The sequence below is a fragment of the Flavobacterium sp. genome (assembly GCF_035456225.1).
In the GTDB taxonomy this organism is placed as follows: domain Bacteria; phylum Bacteroidota; class Bacteroidia; order Flavobacteriales; family Flavobacteriaceae; genus Flavobacterium.
In genome coordinates this window covers 1-19927 of record NZ_DATIDM010000206.1, presented here as the reverse complement: position 1 = coordinate 19927, position 19927 = coordinate 1, and the positions used below count along the sequence as shown (strand labels likewise).

Here is a 19927-nt window from a genome sequence, read left to right as displayed (position 1 = left end):
CGATGGTATATACCTGCGCCAATCCTTTTTGAGCAAATGCCTGCAGACTGTTTGCCTTAATCATCTTTGCATAAGTTATCGACTCCAGAAAGCTCTTTGTGGCAGATGCATTATTAGACATCATCAAATAACAGTTTCCTTTATTATACTTTGCAATACTGATTATATTGGCACTGCTTTTTATGTTATTAGATTTCAGGATTTCACTAATTCCTCGATCAAAAAAATTAATAGCAATAGCGCAGTTTAGCTTCTCCTTATAGATGAACCCTCTAACAACATAATTAATCCCAAGGCTAACATGAACAGAATCCGGTTTTGAATATTCCAGACACAATTTTTCAGCCTGATCAAGGTATTGAATGGCCTTATCATAAATTTTTAACTGATGGTATTGAATCCCGGTTTTGGTAACGATCGATATTTTCAATCGCTTATTTTTAGTTTGAGGTAAAAGTTCATTCGCCTTAATAACATACTCCAAAGATTTCTGATAATCCCTTTTTGCTGAATACCCATCTGAAATCAATTTAAAAATTGCAATCTTAACATCTACATCATTTCCCTTTTCTTTCAGAAGCTGCTTCCCTGTTGCAATTACTTTATCGGGATTTTTATACATCTCCAAAGAATTCTGTTTCAGGATACTGTCAATTCGATTCGTATCCTGGGCATAAGACCCCAAACCAAACAGCAATAACCCTAGTAAAAGGAAACCCGAAAAAAATAAATGGATGTTATGTTTCATGGATTCAGTCTTTAAGAAGCGTTCCTGTTTTCTTTTTCGTTTTTCAAAAGCTCTATGAAAGTCACGGGGGCTAATCCGGTTATCGATTTAAAAACCGTTGCAAAACTGCTGTGAGAGGAGAACCCGCTGGCTTCGGCAAGATAACTTATCTTGTAATTCATATAATTAGGGTCCGATTTTAACTTCTCCACAATATAGCTGATGCGCAACTTATTGATGTAGGTATTAAAATTCACTTCATAATGCTTGTTGATCACTTCCGAAAGATACTTGATGTTGGTATCAAACTGCCCGGCCAAAATAGCAAGCGACATATCCTTATTAACGAAACGGGTCGAGTTTTCAAATCGTTTCAGCTTGTTTAACAACAGTTGTTCTGTTTCCTCTGTGATAGAGCTTTTTTTGGATGGTTCTTTTTTAACCTTTTCTTTCTTTTCCGGCTGAAGCAAAACCATATTGCTTCTGGTGATTTCCAGATAACTGATAATATCCTTTAAACGCTTCTGATCCCACTGATAACGGAACCAAAATCCCGCCGAAATCAATACCATAATTACAAAAACACCCAGTATCAGATAAAAACCGCGAAAGTACCCCTCACGTTTAGCCTGATATTTATTTTCATAATCTTTTGTAATCAGATTATAAGCCGTATTTAGCGATTCCTGGCCAATGTTTTCGATTTCAGCATTGGTATTAAGGAAATCTGTATTATAAAATTTATAATTCGCCTTATCATTTAAAACAATGTAATTGTCTATAAGATGACGGCTGATATCCCTTGATAAATAAATATTTTTAAATTCCTTTGCTGTTTTTAAGGCATTCAGCAGTTCCTGAACAGCCAGACTGCTTGCTTTCCGGTGAAAATTAACGTTGGCCGACCCCATTAAAGCTAAAGCCTCCGCATAATTGTTTTGAACTTTTCCTTTAGTTGAAATCTCCAATGCCCTTTTAAAATTCAGCGATGCCTTTTCAAAATCGTTTAAACCAAGATATACACGGCCTTTCGAAATGGTAAACCACAAATCAAAATAGGGATATTGTTTCGAGGCTTCGGCTATCTGACTGGTGTTTTTTTCAATCAGTCCCAAAGCATTTTTAAAGTTCTGTCTGTCAGCCTGGACTTCTATTTTTTCAAGAAGCATCAAAGAGTGGCAATAGGTCTTTTCGCTTTCATCTTTTATTGATTTAAGCCCGTCCTCTGCCTTGTCAAAATATTTTTGAGCCTGATTGTCAAGATATAATTTTTGGAGTATTTCGGATTTTGCCACTGCCGCTTTTATCAATATCAAAGGTTCTGCGCCGGCATTTTTTTCATTCACTTCAAACAAATGAACTAGTGTATTTTTGTAATCACCTTTTACTTTATAAATTTCGGCGACCATCAAATTGATTTGGGCTTTTTCACTTTCCGATGTGGTTTTCGACAAAAGGTGCAACGCAATCTTCAGCGCTTCGTCCGGTTTACTGTAAACCAATGCTTCCGATTCTTTAAAAAGCAACGGTTCATCAATAGTATTCTGCGCCCCGACCGGAACACAAAAACACAAGCAGAAAACAACAAGAAATAAAAAATTCAATGAAACGGGAAAATACCTCATTAGCCTTATTTTGTTCTTATATAAATTCAGAGCAATTATTAAAAATCAACCTTAAATCCCTGCAAATTTAGCATTTATCAATACAAAATCAACATCTTGCTAAAAGTAAGAATATAATATCAAAATTACCGCATTTCTAAAGTCTTTCTTTTGTTTGTTTCATTTTTTTATCATATAAATACGCATTTTCCTTCAAAAATAAAAATACAATAGTTTTTTAACAATTTGTTACCCGTCTCAAACTATCACAAAAACATTATTTTTTGTATTTTCCTTAAACAGACAATTACTTTTATTTTAATGATATAATAACAATTCTTCAGTAACAAAAAAATCATTTTAGCGTCTTATTCCTACTAAAAAAAACAATTAATTCATGTTATTTCAAAAGTGTTTCATTATTCTTTCTCTTATACTTTTCAGTAATTTTTCACTAGCTCAAGAAAAATTCACAATTAGCGGGACCGTCTCTGATGCCGGCACAAACGAAACCCTCATCGGCGTAAGTATTTCCGTAAAAAACACAAAAAGTTTCGTGGTTACCAACGAATACGGATTTTATTCCATAACCCTGCCCAAAGGCACATATGAAATTGCCATCAGCTATTTAGGCTATGAATCGGTTTCTGAATCCGTAATCCTCAATGAAAATGCCACAAAGAATTTCAGCCTGAAAGAAACTGGAAAACAATTGGACGAGGTGATCATCACTCAAAAAAACAGGGCCAACATCCGTAAACCGGAAATGAGTGTCAACAAACTGTCCATCAAAGACATCAAACAAATGCCCGTGGTTTTAGGAGAAGTCGACGTAATCAAATCACTTCTGTTTTTGCCCGGAGTCACCAATGCCGGCGAAGGACAATCAGGTTTCAATGTACGCGGTGGTGGTGCCGATCAGAATCTGATCCTTTTAGATGAAGCGACAATTTTCAACTCGTCGCATGTTTTCGGATTCTTTTCAGTATTTAATCCAGATGCCATAAAAGATTTAAAATTGTACAAAGGCGGCATCCCTTCACGTTTCGGAGGCCGTGCTTCCTCGGTTTTGGATATCTATCAAAAAGACGGAAACAGCAACCGCTTCAGCATGAACGGAGGTATCGGATTAATTTCCAGCCGTTTAATGGCGGAAGGCCCCATAGTAAAAGAAAAAGGTTCCTTCTTAATTGGCGGAAGGGCTTCTTACGCACATCTTTTCCTTAAGTTGAGTGACAATGAAAACAAGGCTTATTTTTACGACCTAAACACCAAACTTACCTACAAATTCAACAAAAACAACAATTTGTATTTATCCGGCTATTTCGGAAGGGACGTTTTTACCTTAAGCGAAAGTTTTACCAATACTTATGGGAATTCAACTCTAAACCTGCGTTGGAATCATCTGTTTTCCAATCAGATTTTCTCCAACCTGTCCATGATTTACAGTGATTATTATTACGGACTGACATTAGACTTCGTAGGTTTCAACTGGAAATCCGGAATTAAAAACTACAACCTCAAATACGATTTCAAACACTACCTGTCCGATAACGTAAAATTGAATTACGGCGCCAATGCAGTGTATTATGACTTCAACCCGGGTACCATCGAGCCTACCGGAGAAAATTCCGGAATCAATTATGAACAATTGGACAAAAAATACGCTTTGGAACCCGCTTTCTATTTGGATGCCGAAAAAAAAATCACCGATAAACTAAACGCCTCTTACGGATTACGCTACAGTTTATTCTACCGATTGGGCCCTTCGACAGTTAATTTATACGAAAACGACCAACCGGTGCTTTATGATGAAGAACTAAAAATCTATGAAAAAGCCAAACCCATTGGAGAGGTTCACTACGGTAAAAATGAAGTTATTGCCAACTTTGACAATCTGGAGCCCCGTATTGCACTTGCCTATGAGCTGAACCAAAACCAATCCGTAAAAGCGAGTTACAACCGAATGGTCCAATACCTACAATTGGTTTCCAATACAGCTTCCCCTACTCCATTGGATGTCTGGACGCCAAGCGATAAATACATCAAACCGCAAATTGCCGATCAGGTGGCTTTCGGGTATTTCAACAACTTCAAGGAAGATGCTTACACGGTGGAAATCGAGAGTTTTTACAAAGTCATAAAAAACCGCATGGACTATATCGACGGAGCCGATTTAATTGCCAATGAAGCGATAGAACAAGTAATTCTCAATGGCGAAATGCGTTCCTACGGACTGGAATTCTTAATCCGTAAAAACACCGGAAAACTAAACGGATGGGTGGCCTACACCATTTCCCGTTCCCAGCAAAGAACGCCTGGACGAACCGAAACAGAAATAGGGATCAACAACGGCGAATGGTACCGCTCTGCCTACGACAAATTACACAATCTCGCGGTAACCGGTTCGTATAGGTATTCCAAAAAATGGACTTTCGGAACCAATTTCATCATACAATCCGGTCAACCAGTCACTTATCCTAACGGACAATATGTGTATCAAGGAGTTACTGTACCAAGTTACGGGACAAGAAATGCGAACTCCTTACCTTTGTACCATCACCTGGATGTATCGGCAACCTGGATTCCAAAACCGGACAGCACAAAACGCTGGAAAAGCGAATGGGTCTTCAGCATTTACAATCTGTACGGAAGAAAAAATGCCGCTTCCATCAGTTTTAGGGAAAACGCCGATACCGGAAACAATGAAGCCATACGACTGTCGATTTTCGGAATAGTACCTTCGGTTTCCTATAATTTTAAATTTTAAAAAACTGGCTATGAAAAACTTACTATACATCACACTTCTTTTGCTTGTATTTTCATTTGTAAGCTGCGAAGACACTGTTGATGTTCCTTTGGACACAGCAGAACCAAAACTGGTAATCGACGCCTCCATCAAATGGCAAAAAGGCTCTGTAGGAAACGAACAAAAAATTAAACTCACCACAACTACCAATTATTACAATGCTACGGTTCCGAAAGTTTCCGGAGCAACAGTGTTTGTAACCAATAGTGCCAATGTGGTTTTCACTTTTACTGAAATACCGGACACCGGCGAATACATTTGTACCGATTTCGTCCCGGTTATCAATGAAACCTACACTTTAACCGTAATCCACGACGGTGTGACTTACAAAGCCACAGATAAACTCTACGCAACACCGGAAATAGACAGCGTGGAACAAACCACAGTACCCGGATTTGACGGCGATATAATTCAGGTGAAATTCTACTATCAGGATAATGGTGCGGAGGATAATTTCTATCTCATCGGCGCTAAAAACAGTACGAAAGTCTTTCCCGAATATGGTGTAATCGACGACGAGTTCTTTCAGGGCAATCAAATGTTCGGTTTCTACACCGATGAGAACTTAAAAGCCGGAGACAAACTCGATTTCGGTCTGCAAGGCATATCCGAACGCTATGCTAACTACATGGATAAACTAATAAGCATTTCAGGAAATCAAGGCGGAAACCCGTTCGCAACACCACCGGCGACTTTAAGGGGCAACATCGTAAACCAAAACAATCAGGACGATTTCCCGTTCGGTTATTTCAGTCTGACAGAAATCGACACACTCAATTATACGGTTCATTAGAAGCTGATCCGGCTATACTTTCCAAGAAATCACCGTAAAACCCATTTTTCTAAAATAAAAAAAGAGCTTCCGTTGGGCGCTCTTTTTTTTATAAGAAAATTTAGGTTGTACTGCAATTTGCTTTCCATTGCTATCCGGGCTAAAAAAAGATGTTTATTAGTATATTTACAGTCTGAAAGCAGAATTTAGATTTTCAGACTTCAAAACTAACGACAAACAACTAACGACTAAAATATGTCTTCACATCATATAGTCCGCGATGATCAGGAACCTGCTTTAATTATTGCCAACGGCGCTTCATGCAGCGAGGAATTATTGGGCCAGCTTTTGGAATGGTCCCCTTTTGTAATTGTCCTTGACAGCGCTATCGAACGTGTTTTAAAATTAAACATAAAAGTGGATGTGCTGTTAGGGGATTTCGACAGAGGTTTCAATCCTGAACACTATCTGAAAAAGCAATATCCGCTTGAAATCGTTCATACCCCCGATCAGGAAAAAACGGATCTGGAAAAAGCCTTCGACTACTTAATTGAAAAAGGACATACAGCCGTAAACGTAGTTTGGGCCACAGGAAGACGTGCCGACCATACGATTACGAACATCACAAACATTGTTCGCTATCGCGAGCATTTGAAAATTGTTATTCTGGACGATCATTCTAAAATTTTCCTTCTTCCGAAGCATTTTCAGAAATGGTATACGAAAGACAGCATCATTTCATTAATCCCAATTGGTCAGGTGACCGGAATCCATTCCGACAATCTCTTCTACCCTCTTGAAAATGACACGCTAACCATCGGTTTCAGAACGGGAAGCAGCAATCATGCTAAAGAGGACGGATTGGTAACAATCAATCACGACAACGGCGATTTAATCTTAATCGAATCTTTAGATTAGTAAAGCAGCCTGCAACTTTTTTTATACTACTTTTACTTTTGTCGGGAACGAAACCGTCACAGAATTAGATAATTATAAAAAATTGCATCATGAAATCAAAGTTCATTTACCTCCTTCTGGTATTTTCAATGATATCAGTTGCCCAGGAAACGACGAGACTGAATTTCGAACAGTCATTGGAAAAAGCCAAAACGGAAAATAAAAACGTTTTACTCTTTTTTTCAGGCTCCGACTGGTGTGCACCTTGCGTAAAATTCAAAAAACATTTTGTGGAAACCGAGCAGTTCAAAAACTTCAGTGCAGAAAACCTGATTGTTTACAATGCTGATTTCCCAAGATTGAAAAAAAACCAATTACCGGCCGACATCACTCAGGAAAACGAAAAATTAGCGGAAAAATACAACAATGAAGGCTTATTTCCATTGATACTTCTAGTAGACAACAACGGCAAAGTAATAAAAAAATGGGAACACTACCCTTCCGAATCATTGGATGAATTTATAGCAAAACTGAAAGGATAATGCTTGAAAAAAAGGTCGAAAAACTAATGGGGAATCGATTTGAGATTTCCGTAATCGGACCCGATGAAAATTGGTGTAACGACAAGATTGATTTGGCCATTAATGAAATAAGGCGAATCGAAAAACTCCTTACCACATTTTCAAACGACAGCATAACCTTTGAAATCAACGAAAATGCGGGAATCCAACCGGTAAAAGTTCCCGAGGAAGTATTTAGCCTGATACTGCGCTGTCAGATGATCTCCAAGATTACGCAAGGCGCTTTTGACATCAGTTACGGAGGCATCGATAAAAAATTCTGGAATTTCGATCTTGAAATGAAGGAGTTACCGGACCCGGAAGCTGCTAAAAAATCGGTAGAACTAATAAATTACGAGAATATTGTTTTAGATGAAACTAAAAAAACAGTTTTCCTGAAAAAGAAAGGAATGCGAATCGGCTTTGGAGGCATCGGAAAAGGCTATGCAGCCGAAATGGCAAAGAAAATACTAATTCAAAACGGAGTTGAAAGCGGAATTGTAAATGCGGCAGGCGATTTAACCACTTGGGGCCATCAGGAAAACGGTGAACCCTGGACAATCGGCATCGCAGATCCTAATTTAAGGACTTCCACTTTTTCAACATTTAAGATTACCAATACTTCGGTTGCCACATCTGGTAATTATGAAAAGTTTGTCATGATAAATAATAAAAAATATTCTCATACGATTGACCCAAAAACTGGTTTCCCGGTAAGCGGAATAAAAAGCGTGACCATCATCGCCGAAAATGCTGAAATAGCCGATGCTTTAGCAACTCCCGTAACCGTAATGGGAATCGAAGTAGGATTGGATTTCATCAATCAATTGAAGAATATCGGATGTGTCATCATTGATGATTTTGACCGCAAATACTATTCAAACAACATCAGACTTACTTAAATTAAACTGAAATTACGCTATGAAAACAATTGCTTTTTTTTCACTGCTTGGCTTGTGTATAGGATGTTCTCCTGTAAAAGAATATCAGAAATCCAAAATCAACGATTCAGATATGGAATTGGCTGCCAAAAAAACAGAGAAATTCGAAAACACATTCCAATTGTACAGGGAAGGCAGTTCAGGGGCCAATGGTGGTAAAACCGGTGGCGGCTGCGGATGCAATTAATTAAAATTCAAGTAGAAAAATGAAAAAGAGAATTTTTACAGCATCCTTATTGGCATTTTTATTCGGACAGAATCTGAAGGCTCAAAACGTCCAAACTACTGACAGTTCCGCCTATAAAAAGCAAAAATTAAAAATTGAGGAAGTAAACCTCATTTCCAGCTACTATTCCCAGGACGGAAACAACTCGGCCGTAACCGGTGGGGTAGGAACCGAAAAACTGACCGATATTGCCACCACTTTTGACATCAGGGTTTCCAAAAGAGATAAGAACAACAACAAACATAACTTCGGACTGGAAGTTGGGATCGATTCTTATACTTCGGCCTCATCAGACAAAATCGACCCGAACACGGTTACTTCCGCATCGTATCAGGACGTGAGGGTGTACCCTTCTGCCAATTACAGCTTTGAAAACCTTGAAAAAAAATATATTTTAAACGGAGGAGTTTCATTTTCTGCCGAATTTGATTACACCTCAATAGGCGCTAATGCAGGTTTCACAAAAATATCAAAAGACAATAACCGGGAGTTTTCAGTAAAAGGAATGGCTTTTTTCGATACGTGGAAAGTGATACTTCCAGTCGAGCTCCGGAACACGCCATCAGATACGGAAGCCAATCAAGGCGATAAAAAACCTCGAAACTCCTACAATTTAGGACTTATGTTTTCGCAGGTAGTCAACAAAAATTTCCAGATGGCTTTCCTGACGGACATCGGCTATCAGGAAGGATTATTGGCTACCAAATTCAACAGGGTTTATTTTGATGATACTCCGGCCACGGTAAAATCGGAAAAACTGCCTGATACCCGATTCAAGATTCCGGTGGGCGTACGAGGAAATTACTTCTTGGGCGACAATATCGTCTTAAGAGCATTTTACCGCTATTATTGGGACGATTGGGGAATCAATTCGCACACGATCAGTTTAGAACCGACTTTAAAACTATCCGCTTTTTCATCCCTTTCGATGCCTTACCGATTCTACACACAATCGGCAGCTGATTATTTCAAACCGATTTATCTTCACGGATTGGAAGAGGAATTCTATACCAGCGACTATGACTTATCCGAATTCAGCAGTAACATGATCGGATTGGGATACAGAGTCACTGATGCCGATAGGGGAATTTTCCATATAAAGCATTTTAACAGTCTGGAATTACGTTATGGCTATTACACCAGAAATAACGGTTTGGATTCGCATATTATCACCTTGGCAATGAAATTTAAATAAAACCTGACTTATAAATTCCACAGCAGATTCGTAGATTTTAGTCTTTTTAATCTGTAAATCTGCGGTGAATTATTTTTCAGAAATTAAAATCTGCATTACTGACTTCCTGAAATTTGCATTCTAAATCCGTATCTTTGCAGTACATCCTCAAACAGGAACCTATTAAAAATGAAATTCCAAGTTGTTTCCGAATTTGCTCCTATGGGAGACCAGCCTCAAGCCATTGACAAATTAGCAAAAGGTCTGATTAATGGTGAAAAATACCAAACGCTGCTTGGAGTTACCGGTTCGGGAAAAACATTTTCAGTTGCCAATGTAATTCAGGAAGTACAACGTCCTACATTGGTTTTAGCTCACAACAAGACATTGGCTGCACAGTTGTATTCGGAGTTCAAACAATTCTTTCCGAACAACTCGGTGCAGTATTTCGTTTCTTATTACGACTATTACCAGCCCGAAGCCTTTATTCCGGTAACGGGAACTTATATCGAAAAAGATTTGTCCATCAATGACGAATTGGAGAAACTGCGTTTAAGCACTACTTCTGCCCTGCTTTCAGGACGTCGTGATGTATTGGTGGTCGCTTCCGTTTCGTGTTTGTATGGTATCGGAAATCCTGTGGAGTTTCAGAAAAACGTGGTTTCTTTAGAGAAAAACCAGACAATCTCCCGAACCAAATTACTGCATCGTTTAGTGCAAAGTTTGTATGCCCGAACCGAAGCTGAATTCACGCCGGGAACCTTCCGGATCAAAGGCGATACGGTGGATATTTTTCCGAGTTACGGGGACGAGCCGTTCCGAATTCACTTTTTCGGTGATGAAATTGAAGAAATTGAAGCTTTTGACTCCAAGACCTCACAGGTTTTGGAAAAATATGACAAGCTGACGATTTACCCGGCAAATATGTTCGTAACCTCGCCTGATGTTTTACAAAATGCCATCTGGGAGATTCAACAGGATTTGGTTAAACAGGTTGATTATTTCAAGGAAATAGGCAAACATCTTGAAGCTAAACGTTTGGAAGAACGAACGAATTTCGATTTGGAAATGATCCGTGAATTGGGTTATTGTTCCGGAATTGAAAATTATTCGCGCTATCTTGACGGAAGGGAACCGGGAACAAGGCCGTTCTGCTTATTGGATTATTTTCCTGATGATTTTCTGATGGTTATCGATGAGAGTCACGTTACCATTTCGCAGGTTCACGCCATGTACGGTGGGGACCGAAGCCGAAAAGAGAATCTGGTGGAATACGGTTTCCGATTACCGGCAGCCATGGACAACCGTCCGCTTAAGTTTGAAGAATTTGAATCCCTGCAAAATCAGGTTATCTATGTTTCGGCCACTCCGGCTGATTATGAACTTCAGAAATCGGAAGGTATTTATGTCGAGCAGGTTATCCGTCCGACAGGGCTTCTCGACCCTATTATAGAAATTCGTCCTAGTTTAAACCAGATTGACGACCTGATTGAAGAAATTCAGTTGCGTTGCGAAGCCGACGAGCGTGTTTTGGTAACCACTTTAACCAAACGTATGGCGGAAGAACTGACCAAATATCTGGCAAAAGTATCCATCCGTTGCCGCTATATTCACAGTGATGTTGACACTTTAGAACGTGTGGAAATCATGCAGGATTTGCGTAAAGGACTTTTCGATGTTCTGATTGGTGTAAACTTACTCCGTGAAGGATTGGATTTACCCGAAGTGTCTCTTGTAGCCATTTTGGATGCCGATAAGGAAGGTTTCCTTCGCAGCCATCGCTCGCTTACCCAAACGGTAGGTCGTGCAGCGCGTAACGTTAATGGAAAAGCCATCATGTATGCGGATAAAATCACGGCAAGCATGCAGAAAACCATAGACGAAACCAATTATCGCAGAGGCAAGCAAATTGCCTACAATACCAAACACGGATTGGCTCCAAAAGCCCTGAAAAAAAGTCTGGGAAGTGCTTTGGCCGGTAATTCGGTTTCAACGCAATATTTCGAAGACAAAGCGCTGAAAGCAGCCGAGCCGGAAAGTCTGTATTTATCCAAACCGGAAATCGAAAAGAAAATCCGTGAACTTCGCAAAAACATGGAAAAAGCAGCTAAAGAACTTGACTTTATGCAGGCGGCCAAACTACGTGATGAAATTAAGGCTTTACAGGAAAAAATTTGATGTTTTTATCTACAGTAAACACTATTCTTCTCTTTTATTAATCTTTATAGACTACCATTACGGACGTGGTCAGACACGTTGTACGACGTGGTTAAAGGCGTCTCGAAGTCATTAAAATACGTTATACGACTTGGTAAATGACGTTCCGAACGTAACCTAATACGTGAGTTGTGAGGAAAAAGGAAAACCATTTTTATCTAATCAGAGCTTCATGTAGATTGGAAAGAAAAAAAACAATAATAGCACGGAACAGTAACTTCTCATAATGGCAACAACCTTGTGGGTATATTCAGTTTTACTGCTTCGAACGGTACAAATACTGTTACCGTTTCAAACGGAAGTTTTAATATAACTCACAACTAATATTATTTCACACTATTAAAAAAAGAGCTGACATTTAATTATCAGCTCTTTTTATTTATAAATGTTTTCAACAACAGTTGCGTAATTAATTATGCTGTGACTCAAAAGAATAAAGCAATTTTTCCGGCTCAATCATTTGGTTTGGTGATTGAGCCATTTGCTTTAAGGTACTTTTGATTCCCATAGGGTTTAATCCCATAGTAATCCCGATTTCGTGTATCGCTTTTATCTCACGCTCATGCAAAACGCCATCACAATGCATCAGCAAAGCCAAGCGGTAGAATTGCATGATACGGTGAAGTTCGTCTTTAATTACTTTGATATCGTTACGTTTACCGAAAAGTTCCAGAAAAACCTCTTTTTCAATCTTCAGTTCCTGTGCAATAATCCATAAAAAATCATATTCACGGTCGTGCAATTCACCATCCACCACGGCAAAGGCAATCATTTCGGAAAGAAGGCTTATTTTTTCATCGTAAGTATTCATCGTAACGCTATTTTTTTTACGAAGGTAAAATAAAATCTCAATTCTTAAAACTGTATCTTTGCCTAACTTATATTTTAGGATTTATGACAAATAACGATATATTTAAAAAGTTAAGAGTAGCGCTACAATTAAGAGATGACCAGATTGTATCCATTTTGGAATTGGTGGATTTCCGAATTTCAAAGGGTGAAATCGGGAATTTCTTTCGTACAGAAGACCACCCAAAATACGTGGAATGTGGCGACCAGGTTTTACGCAATTTCCTCAATGCTTTAATCATTCATTTACGCGGAACCAAAGAAAGCCCTAAAAACGCTTTAGAAGTCATAAAAAACCACAAAAACGACGCGCCAAAAACAGAGGAAAGAAGGAGAACGAATGAAAAACCGAAATTCTCCAGTGAAAAGTCTAAAAACAATGCTGACAAACCTAAATCAAAAACTGATTTCAAAAAACCGGCTTCCAAAGGAAAACCAGTCCAAAAAAAAGAGCCAATAGTTGAAAAAGTCAGATTCAACAATGGAAAGAAAAAAGACAATAAGTAAATTGCTTTTTATATAAAAAACAAAAATCCCGAACTTTTACTCGGGATTTTTCTATTTGTCAAAGTTCTTATTCCGGTTTGAAAGTCACATAAAAAGAATATTCGCTGCCTTGTTTTAATTGACCGGCATCCACCTTTTTGTAATTCAGTTTATATGAAATGAATTTTTTAATTGCATCATTATCAGTATCGACATTCAACACTACGATTTCATCATCAGAATTAATCTTAACCTGAACCTTTACCACTACCTCTTTTTCAAGTTCCACGTCGAATTTAGTTGTCTCCAACAACTTAACCACTTTTTTTACCGCTTTTGGCAAATCTACTGTTGCATTAGAATTGTTAGCCGAAACAAATGTTGTATTCATGAATAGTACAACAACAAACAATGCGATTAATTTTTTCATTTTTTTGATTTTTTTGGTTTGATTACAGGTCAAAATTAGACAAACCAAACTATCAAAATAACTAATTTTCAATAACTTAACCATCATTTAAAACAAGTTTAGACACTATTCCCTATTCGCTAAAGAATATACTATGAAACAGCATTTTATTTCGATTATCAGCTTAAATCCCGTTAAAAATCAAATAGCACGCATTACATTAACTTAAACTTCAAAAGCTGCAATACCAAAACTTTACATTGGTCTAACAAAAAAGCCCCAGCAAATTGCTAGGGCCTTTTTATATATAAGACTAAAACGTTCTTTAATTAGCTTAAAGCAACTTTTACCTGATCAGCAGCTTCCTGGAACTGAACAGCAGATAAAATCGGCATACCTGAATTATCGATTAATTCTTTAGCGATTTCAGCATTAGTTCCCTGTAAACGAACAATGATAGGCACTTTGATATCGTCTCCCATGTTTTTGTAGGCATCAACAACACCTTGAGCAACACGGTCGCAACGAACGATACCTCCGAAGATATTGATTAAGATAGCTTTCACGTTTGGATCTTTCAAAATGATACGGAACGCCGTTTCAACACGTTTTGCATCAGCAGTTCCTCCTACGTCAAGGAAGTTAGCCGGCTCGAAACCAGCGTATTTGATTAAGTCCATAGTTGCCATTGCCAAACCAGCACCGTTAACCATACATCCAACTGTACCGTCAAGGTCTACATAATTTAATCCAGCTTCTTTGGCTTCTACTTCAATTGGACGCTCTTCTGTAATATCTCTCATTTCAGCAAGATCAGTATGACGGTATAAAGCGTTGTCATCCAAACTTACTTTAGCATCAACTGCCATGATTTTGTTGTCGGAAGTTTTCAACACAGGGTTGATTTCAAACATAGAAGAATCAGAACCGATGTAAGCTTTGTATAATGCGTCAACAAATTTCACCATTTCTTTGAATGCCTCACCTGATAATCCCAAGTTGAATGCAATTCTTCTTGTCTGGAAACCTTGTAATCCAACAGCCGGATCAATTTCCTCTGTGAAGATTAAATGTGGCGTGTGTTCTGCCACCTCTTCGATATCCATACCACCTTCAGTAGAATACATGATCATATTACGACCTTTACCACGGTTTAACAAAACAGACATGTAAAACTCTTTAGTTTCACTTTCTCCCGGATAATAAACATCCTCAGCCACTAAAACTTTGTGTACTCTTTTACCTGTTGGAGGCGTTTGAGGTGTAATCAAATCCATTCCGATAATTTGACCGGCGATTTCTTTAACCTGCTCTAAATTTTTAGCAAGTTTAACTCCTCCACCTTTTCCACGTCCACCAGCGTGAATCTGAGCTTTAATTACGTGCCAACCTGTACCGGTTTCATCTGTAAGTTGTTTTGCCTTTAAAACCGCTTCTTCAGCGTTATTCGCAACATAACCACGTTGTACACGTACACCGTAGCTTGCTAATATCTGTTTTCCTTGATACTCGTGTAAGTTCATAATTAAGATGTGTTTCTTTAAATAAAAAGTGCCACAAAAATAACAAAGTATATTGAATTTCCCTAATGTTTTTTTGATTTATCACACACAACAGCTTATAAAATTATAACAGACAGCACAACAGTTTAACATTTTGTTAAAATTATATTATTATCATTTCTAAGTGAAAAATCTTTTCTAATTTTACGAAAAATTTAATCAAAAATGGAATCTAATCAATTACTTCCACTAGCAGAAGAATTTGGGTGTCCACTATATGTGTATGACGCAGCAAAAATTCAATCACAGTACAACCGTTTAACCAATGCTTTTTCCAAGGTGGAAAAACTTCGCATCAATTATGCATGTAAGGCATTGTCGAACTTATCTGTTCTAAAGCTACTGAAGAAGATGGGTTCCGGACTTGACACTGTTTCCATCCAGGAAGTAAAACTGGGGTTACACGCCGGTTTTTCTCCTGACATGATCATCTATACTCCGAATGGGGTTTCTTTAGATGAAATTGAAGAAGCAGCTGCTTTAGGCGTTCAGATAAATATTGACAATCTTTCTATTTTAGAGCAATTCGGTGCAAAACACCCTACAGTTCCTGTTTGTATTCGTATCAATCCTCACGTTATGGCGGGTGGGAATTCGAATATTTCCGTTGGACATATCGACAGTAAATTCGGGATTTCAATTCACCAATTACCTCACATCTTAAGAATCGTTGAAAATACTAAAATGCACATCAACGGAATCCACATGCACACGGGTTCTGATATTTTAGACATCGAAGTGTTCTTATATGCAGCCGAAATTTTATTTGAAACGGCTAAACATTTCAAACAATTGGATTTCCTTGATTTCGGAAGCGGATTCAAAGTGCCTTACAAAAAAGGCGATATCGAAACCAACGTGGAAGAAATGGGTAAAAAATTAACCAAACGCTTTTTGGCTTTCGAAAAAGAATACGGACGCGAACTGACTTTAGCTTTTGAACCGGGCAAATTCCTTGTGAGTGAAGCCGGTTATTTCTTGGCAAAAGTGAATGTGGTAAAACAAACCACTTCTACAGTTTTTGCAGGAGTTGATAGTGGATTCAACCATTTGATCCGTCCAATGTTATACGGTTCTGAACACCACATCGAGAACATATCGCATCCTAAAGGAAAAGAGCGTTTTTACTCAGTAGTAGGTTATATCTGTGAAACAGACACCTTTGCAACCAACAGAAGAATCACGGAAATCAAAGAAGGTGATGTTTTAAGTTTCCGAAATGCGGGAGCATATTGTTTCTCAATGTCGTCTAACTATAATTCACGTTTCAAACCGGCAGAAGTACTTTGGCATGAAGGCAAAGCGCATTTGATCCGCCAACGTGAAACTTTTGATGATATTATCAGAAATCAGATTGAAGTTGAAATCTAAACCGATTTGTATCTTTCGTTATAATCAAAATCAAAAAAGGGCTGTTTATTCTTAAACAGCCCTTTTTCATTATTTGTCTTTTATTTTCCCTCCAACACTTCAGTCAATACTTCTGCTTCCGTTCCGTTCGGGAAAGTAATTTTCAGTTTTTGAGCTACCGTCGGCGCAATTTGGGTAATTGCTTTCTTATCGTGCGAGGCTCCTTTCTCAATTCCCCATCCGTAAAAAATAAGCGGCACATGAGTATCATAACTGTACGGACTGCCGTGTGTGGTTCCCATACCGGAGTACTCCACATAAGCAGGTTTGAACAACAAAACAAGCTCACCGTTCTGAACAGGATCATAACCTTTTACAATCGCATTTAAATAATACTCATTACCTGATCCGGCAAGGATTTCTTCTTCGGTAAATACTTTCTTGATGTATTTCTGGGTATACAGATATTCCTTGAAAACCTGTTTTACTTTAGACAGCTCCAGTCCTTTTGACTTAATAAGTTCCTTATTGAAGAACACATTGTAATTCGAATAATCCAAAAGCAGATTAACTCCGAATGTTTTCGTTGAAAATTCTCCCAATTCGGTTTCGATATTCTTCCACGGAATATTATCCACATCGTATTTGTTGTCTTTCAGATATTTGACATTTTCCGCACCGGCATGATCTGCCGTTAAGAAAAGTAAATAATTACCTTTCCCTACATTTTTGTCCAGGTAAGTCAGAAATTCAGCTATGGTTTGATCCAGACGCAAGTAAGTGTCCTGTAATTCTATGGATCGTGGACCGAGTGTATGTCCGATATAATCCGTTGATGAAAAACTTACCGTCAAAAAATCCGTGATATCGTCTTTACCCAAACTTTCTCCAACAATAGCTCTTTCAGCAAATTGTTCCAACAAATCATTACCAAAAGGTGTTGAGCGTAATATCCCGGCATCATTAGCAGCGTACATCTCTTTTAAACTATAAGGAAAAAAAGGCGTTTTTTTAAACAACAAACCTTCATACGGATTGTTATCGGTTAAACTCTCATTGTACGTTTCCTTCGGTTTCAACAAATCCCAACCTTTATCAATGTATTTCTGAAAGTTCTTTTCATTATTGAATTGCGCAACCCATTCCGGCAATTTTTCGCCGTAAAACGTACTCGATATAAAAGCCCCGGTTTGACTGTACCAAAAAGCACCATTGGCAAAATGACCCGCCGGCAAAATAGCTCCGCGGTCTTTCAGACTCATACCGATTACTTTCCCCTTAAAGTTTGTTGCCAATCGAAGTTCATCAGTAATTGTCGTTGCCTGAAGGTTTTTTGGCGACATCTTTCCTTCACTCTCTACTCCGTTTCCGACTAATTTTACCGTAGCATCATCGGTGCAATACACCACTTTTCCTGCCGCTTTATTAAACCATTCGTTGCCGACAATTCCGTGAGTTGCTGGCGTTGTCCCTGTATAAACAGATGCATGGCCCGGCGCAGTATACGTTGGCATGTAATTATAATGCGTGTTATGAAACGTATATCCGTTATTCATCAATCGTTTGAAACCTTCGTTTGAAAAATCATCCGCAAAACGATACAGGTATTCCATTTTCATCTGATCGACAACGATTCCGACAACCAATTTCGGTTTTTGTTGCGCATTTACAGTTGAAGCCAGTCCTAAAATTGCCAACTGAAGTAATTTCCTCATAGTTAATTCTTTTGCATAAAAAATCCCGAAAACCGGGACTTTATTTATTTTACATATTTCATGTTGTATATCAAAACCCTACTGTCTTCGTAGATATACAATTGTTTCACATCGCTTCCTTTTATCGTACGGATGGCCAACACACATTTTTCGCCGTCACCATTCGCACACTGAAATGTATCAACACTTCCTTCTTCATTGGATTTCGGATCATCATACCCTAAAATAGTGTATAGCTGAACGACTTCTGAATATACTACGATCCGGTCCTTATTTGTATCTAAAGTTACTACGATTTTCGCCTCTTTAAAATCAGAATACGGACTCCATTTCCCTTTGGAATTCTTAATACTCATACTCACTCCTGATGTTTCGAAACGATAGGTTTGTGCCGAAGCATTTAATCCGATAAACAACAGGAATACTAAACAGATATTTTTTAAAAACTTCATATTTTTTTCTTTCAGATTTTACAATAATGATGCCACTTGGCTGCGTGCGATTTCAAATTCAGACATCATATCGTCTACAATTTGCTGAACTGGTTTGATATCGTGGATTAAACCGGATATCTGTCCGATTTCCAATTCACCTTCCTCCAAATCACCTTCAAACATACCACGTTTCGCTCTTGCCCGGCCTAATAACTCTTTCAATTCATCGGTCGTAGGACATTTTGCATACAACGCCTGAACATCGTGATAGAATTTGTTTTTCACCAGTCGTACAGGCGCTAATTCTTTTAATGTCAGATGTGTTCCTCCTTCTTCAACATCAACAATGGTTTTTTTGAAATTATCGTGTGAAGAACTCTCTAAAGAAGCCGCAAAACGACTTCCAACCTGTACCCCGTCAGCACCCAAAACCATTGCGGCCAACATACCTCTTCCCGTGGCAATTCCTCCGGCAGCAATAAGCGGAATGGTAATATTTTCTTTTACCATCGGAATTAAAGTCATCGTAGTAGTCTCTTCCCTGCCGTTGTGTCCTCCTGCTTCAAATCCTTCGGCAACTACAGCATCAACTCCGGCTTCCTGGGCTTTCAATGCAAATTTTGAACTACTAACCACGTGAACTACGGTAATTCCTCTTTCTTTCAGGAAGGAAGTCCACGTTTTAGGATTTCCTGCAGAAGTAAAAACGATTTTCACCCCTTCTTCCACGATGATATCCATGATTTTTTCAATATCCGGATACAACATAGGCACATTTACCCCAAAAGGTTTGTCTGTTGCCTTTTGACACTTCTGGATATGTTCCCGAAGAACTTCAGGATACATCGACCCGGCACCAAGCAGACCTAATCCACCGGCATTACTCACGGCACTGGCTAATTTATAACCACTGTTCCAAATCATTCCACCCTGAATGATTGGATATTTGATATTAAAAAGTTGCGTTATTCTGTTCATTCTTTAAAAGTGTTACTTTTTTATCAGTTTACCGATTTCCGATTTATGATCAAAAGTAATATTATAAGTATAAATTCCTGTATTTAAATTCTCTAAATTTATTGACTGGTTTTCATTTATCGTTTCCTTCAACACCAGTTGCCCAAGATTATTGTACAACATAATTTCCGCATTGGAGACCGGATCTGCAAAACTGACATTTAACCTGTTCTGTACC

General features: G+C 38.4%; 18 protein-coding genes and 1 pseudogene. 10 read left to right on the top strand and 9 right to left on the bottom strand.

All coding sequences use genetic code 11. The annotated features are described in order from the left end of the window. Nucleotides 1-748 (bottom strand): annotated as a pseudogene (locus tag VLB74_RS12305) (hypothetical protein); the annotation flags it as partial. Nucleotides 749-759: 11 nt separating this feature from the next. After that, on the bottom strand, nucleotides 760-2352 hold the full coding sequence (locus VLB74_RS12300) for a helix-turn-helix domain-containing protein (RefSeq protein WP_325203756.1): 1593 nt from the start codon (nucleotides 2350-2352) through the stop codon (nucleotides 760-762). A 376-nt stretch (nucleotides 2353-2728) separates the two neighbouring features. Between VLB74_RS12300 and VLB74_RS12295 the strand changes: the two genes are divergently transcribed. The 8 genes from VLB74_RS12295 (at nucleotide 2729) to uvrB (ending at nucleotide 11888) form a co-directional block, all read left to right on the top strand. Continuing rightward, complete coding sequence (locus VLB74_RS12295) at nucleotides 2729-5101, top strand: TonB-dependent receptor (RefSeq protein ID WP_325203755.1); 2373 nt, start codon at nucleotides 2729-2731, stop codon at nucleotides 5099-5101. A 10-nt stretch (nucleotides 5102-5111) separates the two neighbouring features. Then, nucleotides 5112-5933: a DUF4249 domain-containing protein gene (locus VLB74_RS12290; RefSeq protein ID WP_325203754.1), complete on the top strand. Its 822-nt coding sequence runs from the start codon at nucleotides 5112-5114 to the stop codon at nucleotides 5931-5933. A 234-nt stretch (nucleotides 5934-6167) separates the two neighbouring features. After that, on the top strand, nucleotides 6168-6830 hold the full coding sequence (locus VLB74_RS12285; RefSeq protein WP_325203753.1) for a thiamine diphosphokinase: 663 nt from the start codon (nucleotides 6168-6170) through the stop codon (nucleotides 6828-6830). Between the two features lie 89 nt (nucleotides 6831-6919). Further along, nucleotides 6920-7351, top strand: coding sequence for a thioredoxin family protein (locus VLB74_RS12280; protein WP_325203752.1), 432 nt, complete (start codon nucleotides 6920-6922; stop codon nucleotides 7349-7351). Continuing rightward, nucleotides 7351-8271: an FAD:protein FMN transferase gene (locus tag VLB74_RS12275; protein ID WP_325203751.1), complete on the top strand. Its 921-nt coding sequence runs from the start codon at nucleotides 7351-7353 to the stop codon at nucleotides 8269-8271. The genes VLB74_RS12280 and VLB74_RS12275 overlap by 1 nt, the downstream gene beginning before the upstream one ends. Before the next feature lie 19 nt (nucleotides 8272-8290). Continuing rightward, a complete protein-coding gene (locus tag VLB74_RS12270) occupies nucleotides 8291-8497 on the top strand; it encodes a DUF4266 domain-containing protein (protein ID WP_325203750.1) in 207 nt (68 codons plus the stop codon). A gap of 19 nt (nucleotides 8498-8516) precedes the next feature. Further along, on the top strand, nucleotides 8517-9731 hold the full coding sequence (locus VLB74_RS12265; RefSeq protein WP_325203749.1) for a DUF3570 domain-containing protein: 1215 nt from the start codon (nucleotides 8517-8519) through the stop codon (nucleotides 9729-9731). A gap of 168 nt (nucleotides 9732-9899) precedes the next feature. Next, nucleotides 9900-11888, top strand: coding sequence for an excinuclease ABC subunit UvrB (gene uvrB, locus VLB74_RS12260; RefSeq protein WP_325203748.1), 1989 nt, complete (start codon nucleotides 9900-9902; stop codon nucleotides 11886-11888). 448 nt (nucleotides 11889-12336) lie between these two features. Here uvrB and VLB74_RS12255 read toward each other — a convergent pair whose 3' ends face one another. Beyond that, nucleotides 12337-12738, bottom strand: a complete 402-nt coding sequence (locus tag VLB74_RS12255) for a tellurite resistance TerB family protein (protein WP_325203747.1) — start codon at nucleotides 12736-12738, stop codon at nucleotides 12337-12339. A gap of 83 nt (nucleotides 12739-12821) precedes the next feature. Here VLB74_RS12255 and VLB74_RS12250 point away from each other — a divergent pair, with 83 nt between their 5' ends. Continuing rightward, the gene (locus VLB74_RS12250) at nucleotides 12822-13283 is read left to right on the top strand and encodes a DUF1456 family protein (protein ID WP_325203746.1); all 462 of its coding nucleotides are present in this window, start codon (nucleotides 12822-12824) and stop codon (nucleotides 13281-13283) included. A 67-nt stretch (nucleotides 13284-13350) separates the two neighbouring features. Here the strand turns inward: VLB74_RS12250 and VLB74_RS12245 are convergent, their stop codons facing one another. Then, the gene (locus tag VLB74_RS12245; protein WP_325203745.1) at nucleotides 13351-13692 is read right to left on the bottom strand and encodes a hypothetical protein; all 342 of its coding nucleotides are present in this window, start codon (nucleotides 13690-13692) and stop codon (nucleotides 13351-13353) included. Between the two features lie 308 nt (nucleotides 13693-14000). Continuing rightward, a complete protein-coding gene (gene sucC / locus VLB74_RS12240; RefSeq protein WP_325203744.1) occupies nucleotides 14001-15194 on the bottom strand; it encodes an ADP-forming succinate--CoA ligase subunit beta in 1194 nt (397 codons plus the stop codon). A 204-nt stretch (nucleotides 15195-15398) separates the two neighbouring features. On the opposite strand from sucC, the gene lysA reads away from it, so the two are divergent. Continuing rightward, entirely contained in the window at nucleotides 15399-16604 is a 1206-nt protein-coding gene (gene lysA, locus VLB74_RS12235; RefSeq protein ID WP_325203743.1) for a diaminopimelate decarboxylase, read from the top strand. 80 nt (nucleotides 16605-16684) lie between these two features. Here lysA and pafA read toward each other — a convergent pair whose 3' ends face one another. The 4 genes from pafA to VLB74_RS12215 all read right to left on the bottom strand — a co-directional run. Beyond that, complete coding sequence (pafA, locus tag VLB74_RS12230; RefSeq protein ID WP_325203742.1) at nucleotides 16685-18298, bottom strand: alkaline phosphatase PafA; 1614 nt, start codon at nucleotides 18296-18298, stop codon at nucleotides 16685-16687. Nucleotides 18299-18342: 44 nt separating this feature from the next. Beyond that, nucleotides 18343-18750 (bottom strand): hypothetical protein, encoded by a 408-nt coding sequence (locus tag VLB74_RS12225; protein WP_325203741.1) that lies wholly within the window; start codon nucleotides 18748-18750, stop codon nucleotides 18343-18345. Nucleotides 18751-18768: 18 nt separating this feature from the next. After that, nucleotides 18769-19710 (bottom strand): NAD(P)H-dependent flavin oxidoreductase, encoded by a 942-nt coding sequence (locus tag VLB74_RS12220; RefSeq protein ID WP_325203740.1) that lies wholly within the window; start codon nucleotides 19708-19710, stop codon nucleotides 18769-18771. A gap of 12 nt (nucleotides 19711-19722) precedes the next feature. Beyond that, nucleotides 19723-19927, bottom strand: a 205-nt coding sequence (locus VLB74_RS12215) for a T9SS type A sorting domain-containing protein (RefSeq protein ID WP_325203739.1), incomplete at its 5' end; no start/stop codon positions are given.

Bases quoted from the DNA above. Each gene is read 5' to 3' on its own strand.
- VLB74_RS12250 (WP_325203746.1), top strand. From the start codon at position 12,822: ATGACAAATAACGATATATTTAAAAAGTTAAGAGTAGCGCTACAATTA.
- VLB74_RS12300 (WP_325203756.1), bottom strand. From the start codon at position 2,352: ATGAGGTATTTTCCCGTTTCATTGAATTTTTTATTTCTTGTTGTTTTC.
- sucC (WP_325203744.1), bottom strand. From the start codon at position 15,194: ATGAACTTACACGAGTATCAAGGAAAACAGATATTAGCAAGCTACGGT.
- VLB74_RS12275 (WP_325203751.1), top strand. From the start codon at position 7,351: ATGCTTGAAAAAAAGGTCGAAAAACTAATGGGGAATCGATTTGAGATT.
- lysA (WP_325203743.1), top strand. From the start codon at position 15,399: ATGGAATCTAATCAATTACTTCCACTAGCAGAAGAATTTGGGTGTCCA.
- VLB74_RS12265 (WP_325203749.1), top strand. From the start codon at position 8,517: ATGAAAAAGAGAATTTTTACAGCATCCTTATTGGCATTTTTATTCGGA.
- uvrB (WP_325203748.1), top strand. From the start codon at position 9,900: ATGAAATTCCAAGTTGTTTCCGAATTTGCTCCTATGGGAGACCAGCCT.
- VLB74_RS12280 (WP_325203752.1), top strand. From the start codon at position 6,920: ATGAAATCAAAGTTCATTTACCTCCTTCTGGTATTTTCAATGATATCA.
- VLB74_RS12225 (WP_325203741.1), bottom strand. From the start codon at position 18,750: ATGAAGTTTTTAAAAAATATCTGTTTAGTATTCCTGTTGTTTATCGGA.
- VLB74_RS12255 (WP_325203747.1), bottom strand. From the start codon at position 12,738: ATGAATACTTACGATGAAAAAATAAGCCTTCTTTCCGAAATGATTGCC.
- VLB74_RS12290 (WP_325203754.1), top strand. From the start codon at position 5,112: ATGAAAAACTTACTATACATCACACTTCTTTTGCTTGTATTTTCATTT.
- VLB74_RS12270 (WP_325203750.1), top strand. From the start codon at position 8,291: ATGAAAACAATTGCTTTTTTTTCACTGCTTGGCTTGTGTATAGGATGT.
- VLB74_RS12245 (WP_325203745.1), bottom strand. From the start codon at position 13,692: ATGAAAAAATTAATCGCATTGTTTGTTGTTGTACTATTCATGAATACA.
- VLB74_RS12295 (WP_325203755.1), top strand. From the start codon at position 2,729: ATGTTATTTCAAAAGTGTTTCATTATTCTTTCTCTTATACTTTTCAGT.
- VLB74_RS12285 (WP_325203753.1), top strand. From the start codon at position 6,168: ATGTCTTCACATCATATAGTCCGCGATGATCAGGAACCTGCTTTAATT.
- VLB74_RS12220 (WP_325203740.1), bottom strand. From the start codon at position 19,710: ATGAACAGAATAACGCAACTTTTTAATATCAAATATCCAATCATTCAG.
- pafA (WP_325203742.1), bottom strand. From the start codon at position 18,298: ATGAGGAAATTACTTCAGTTGGCAATTTTAGGACTGGCTTCAACTGTA.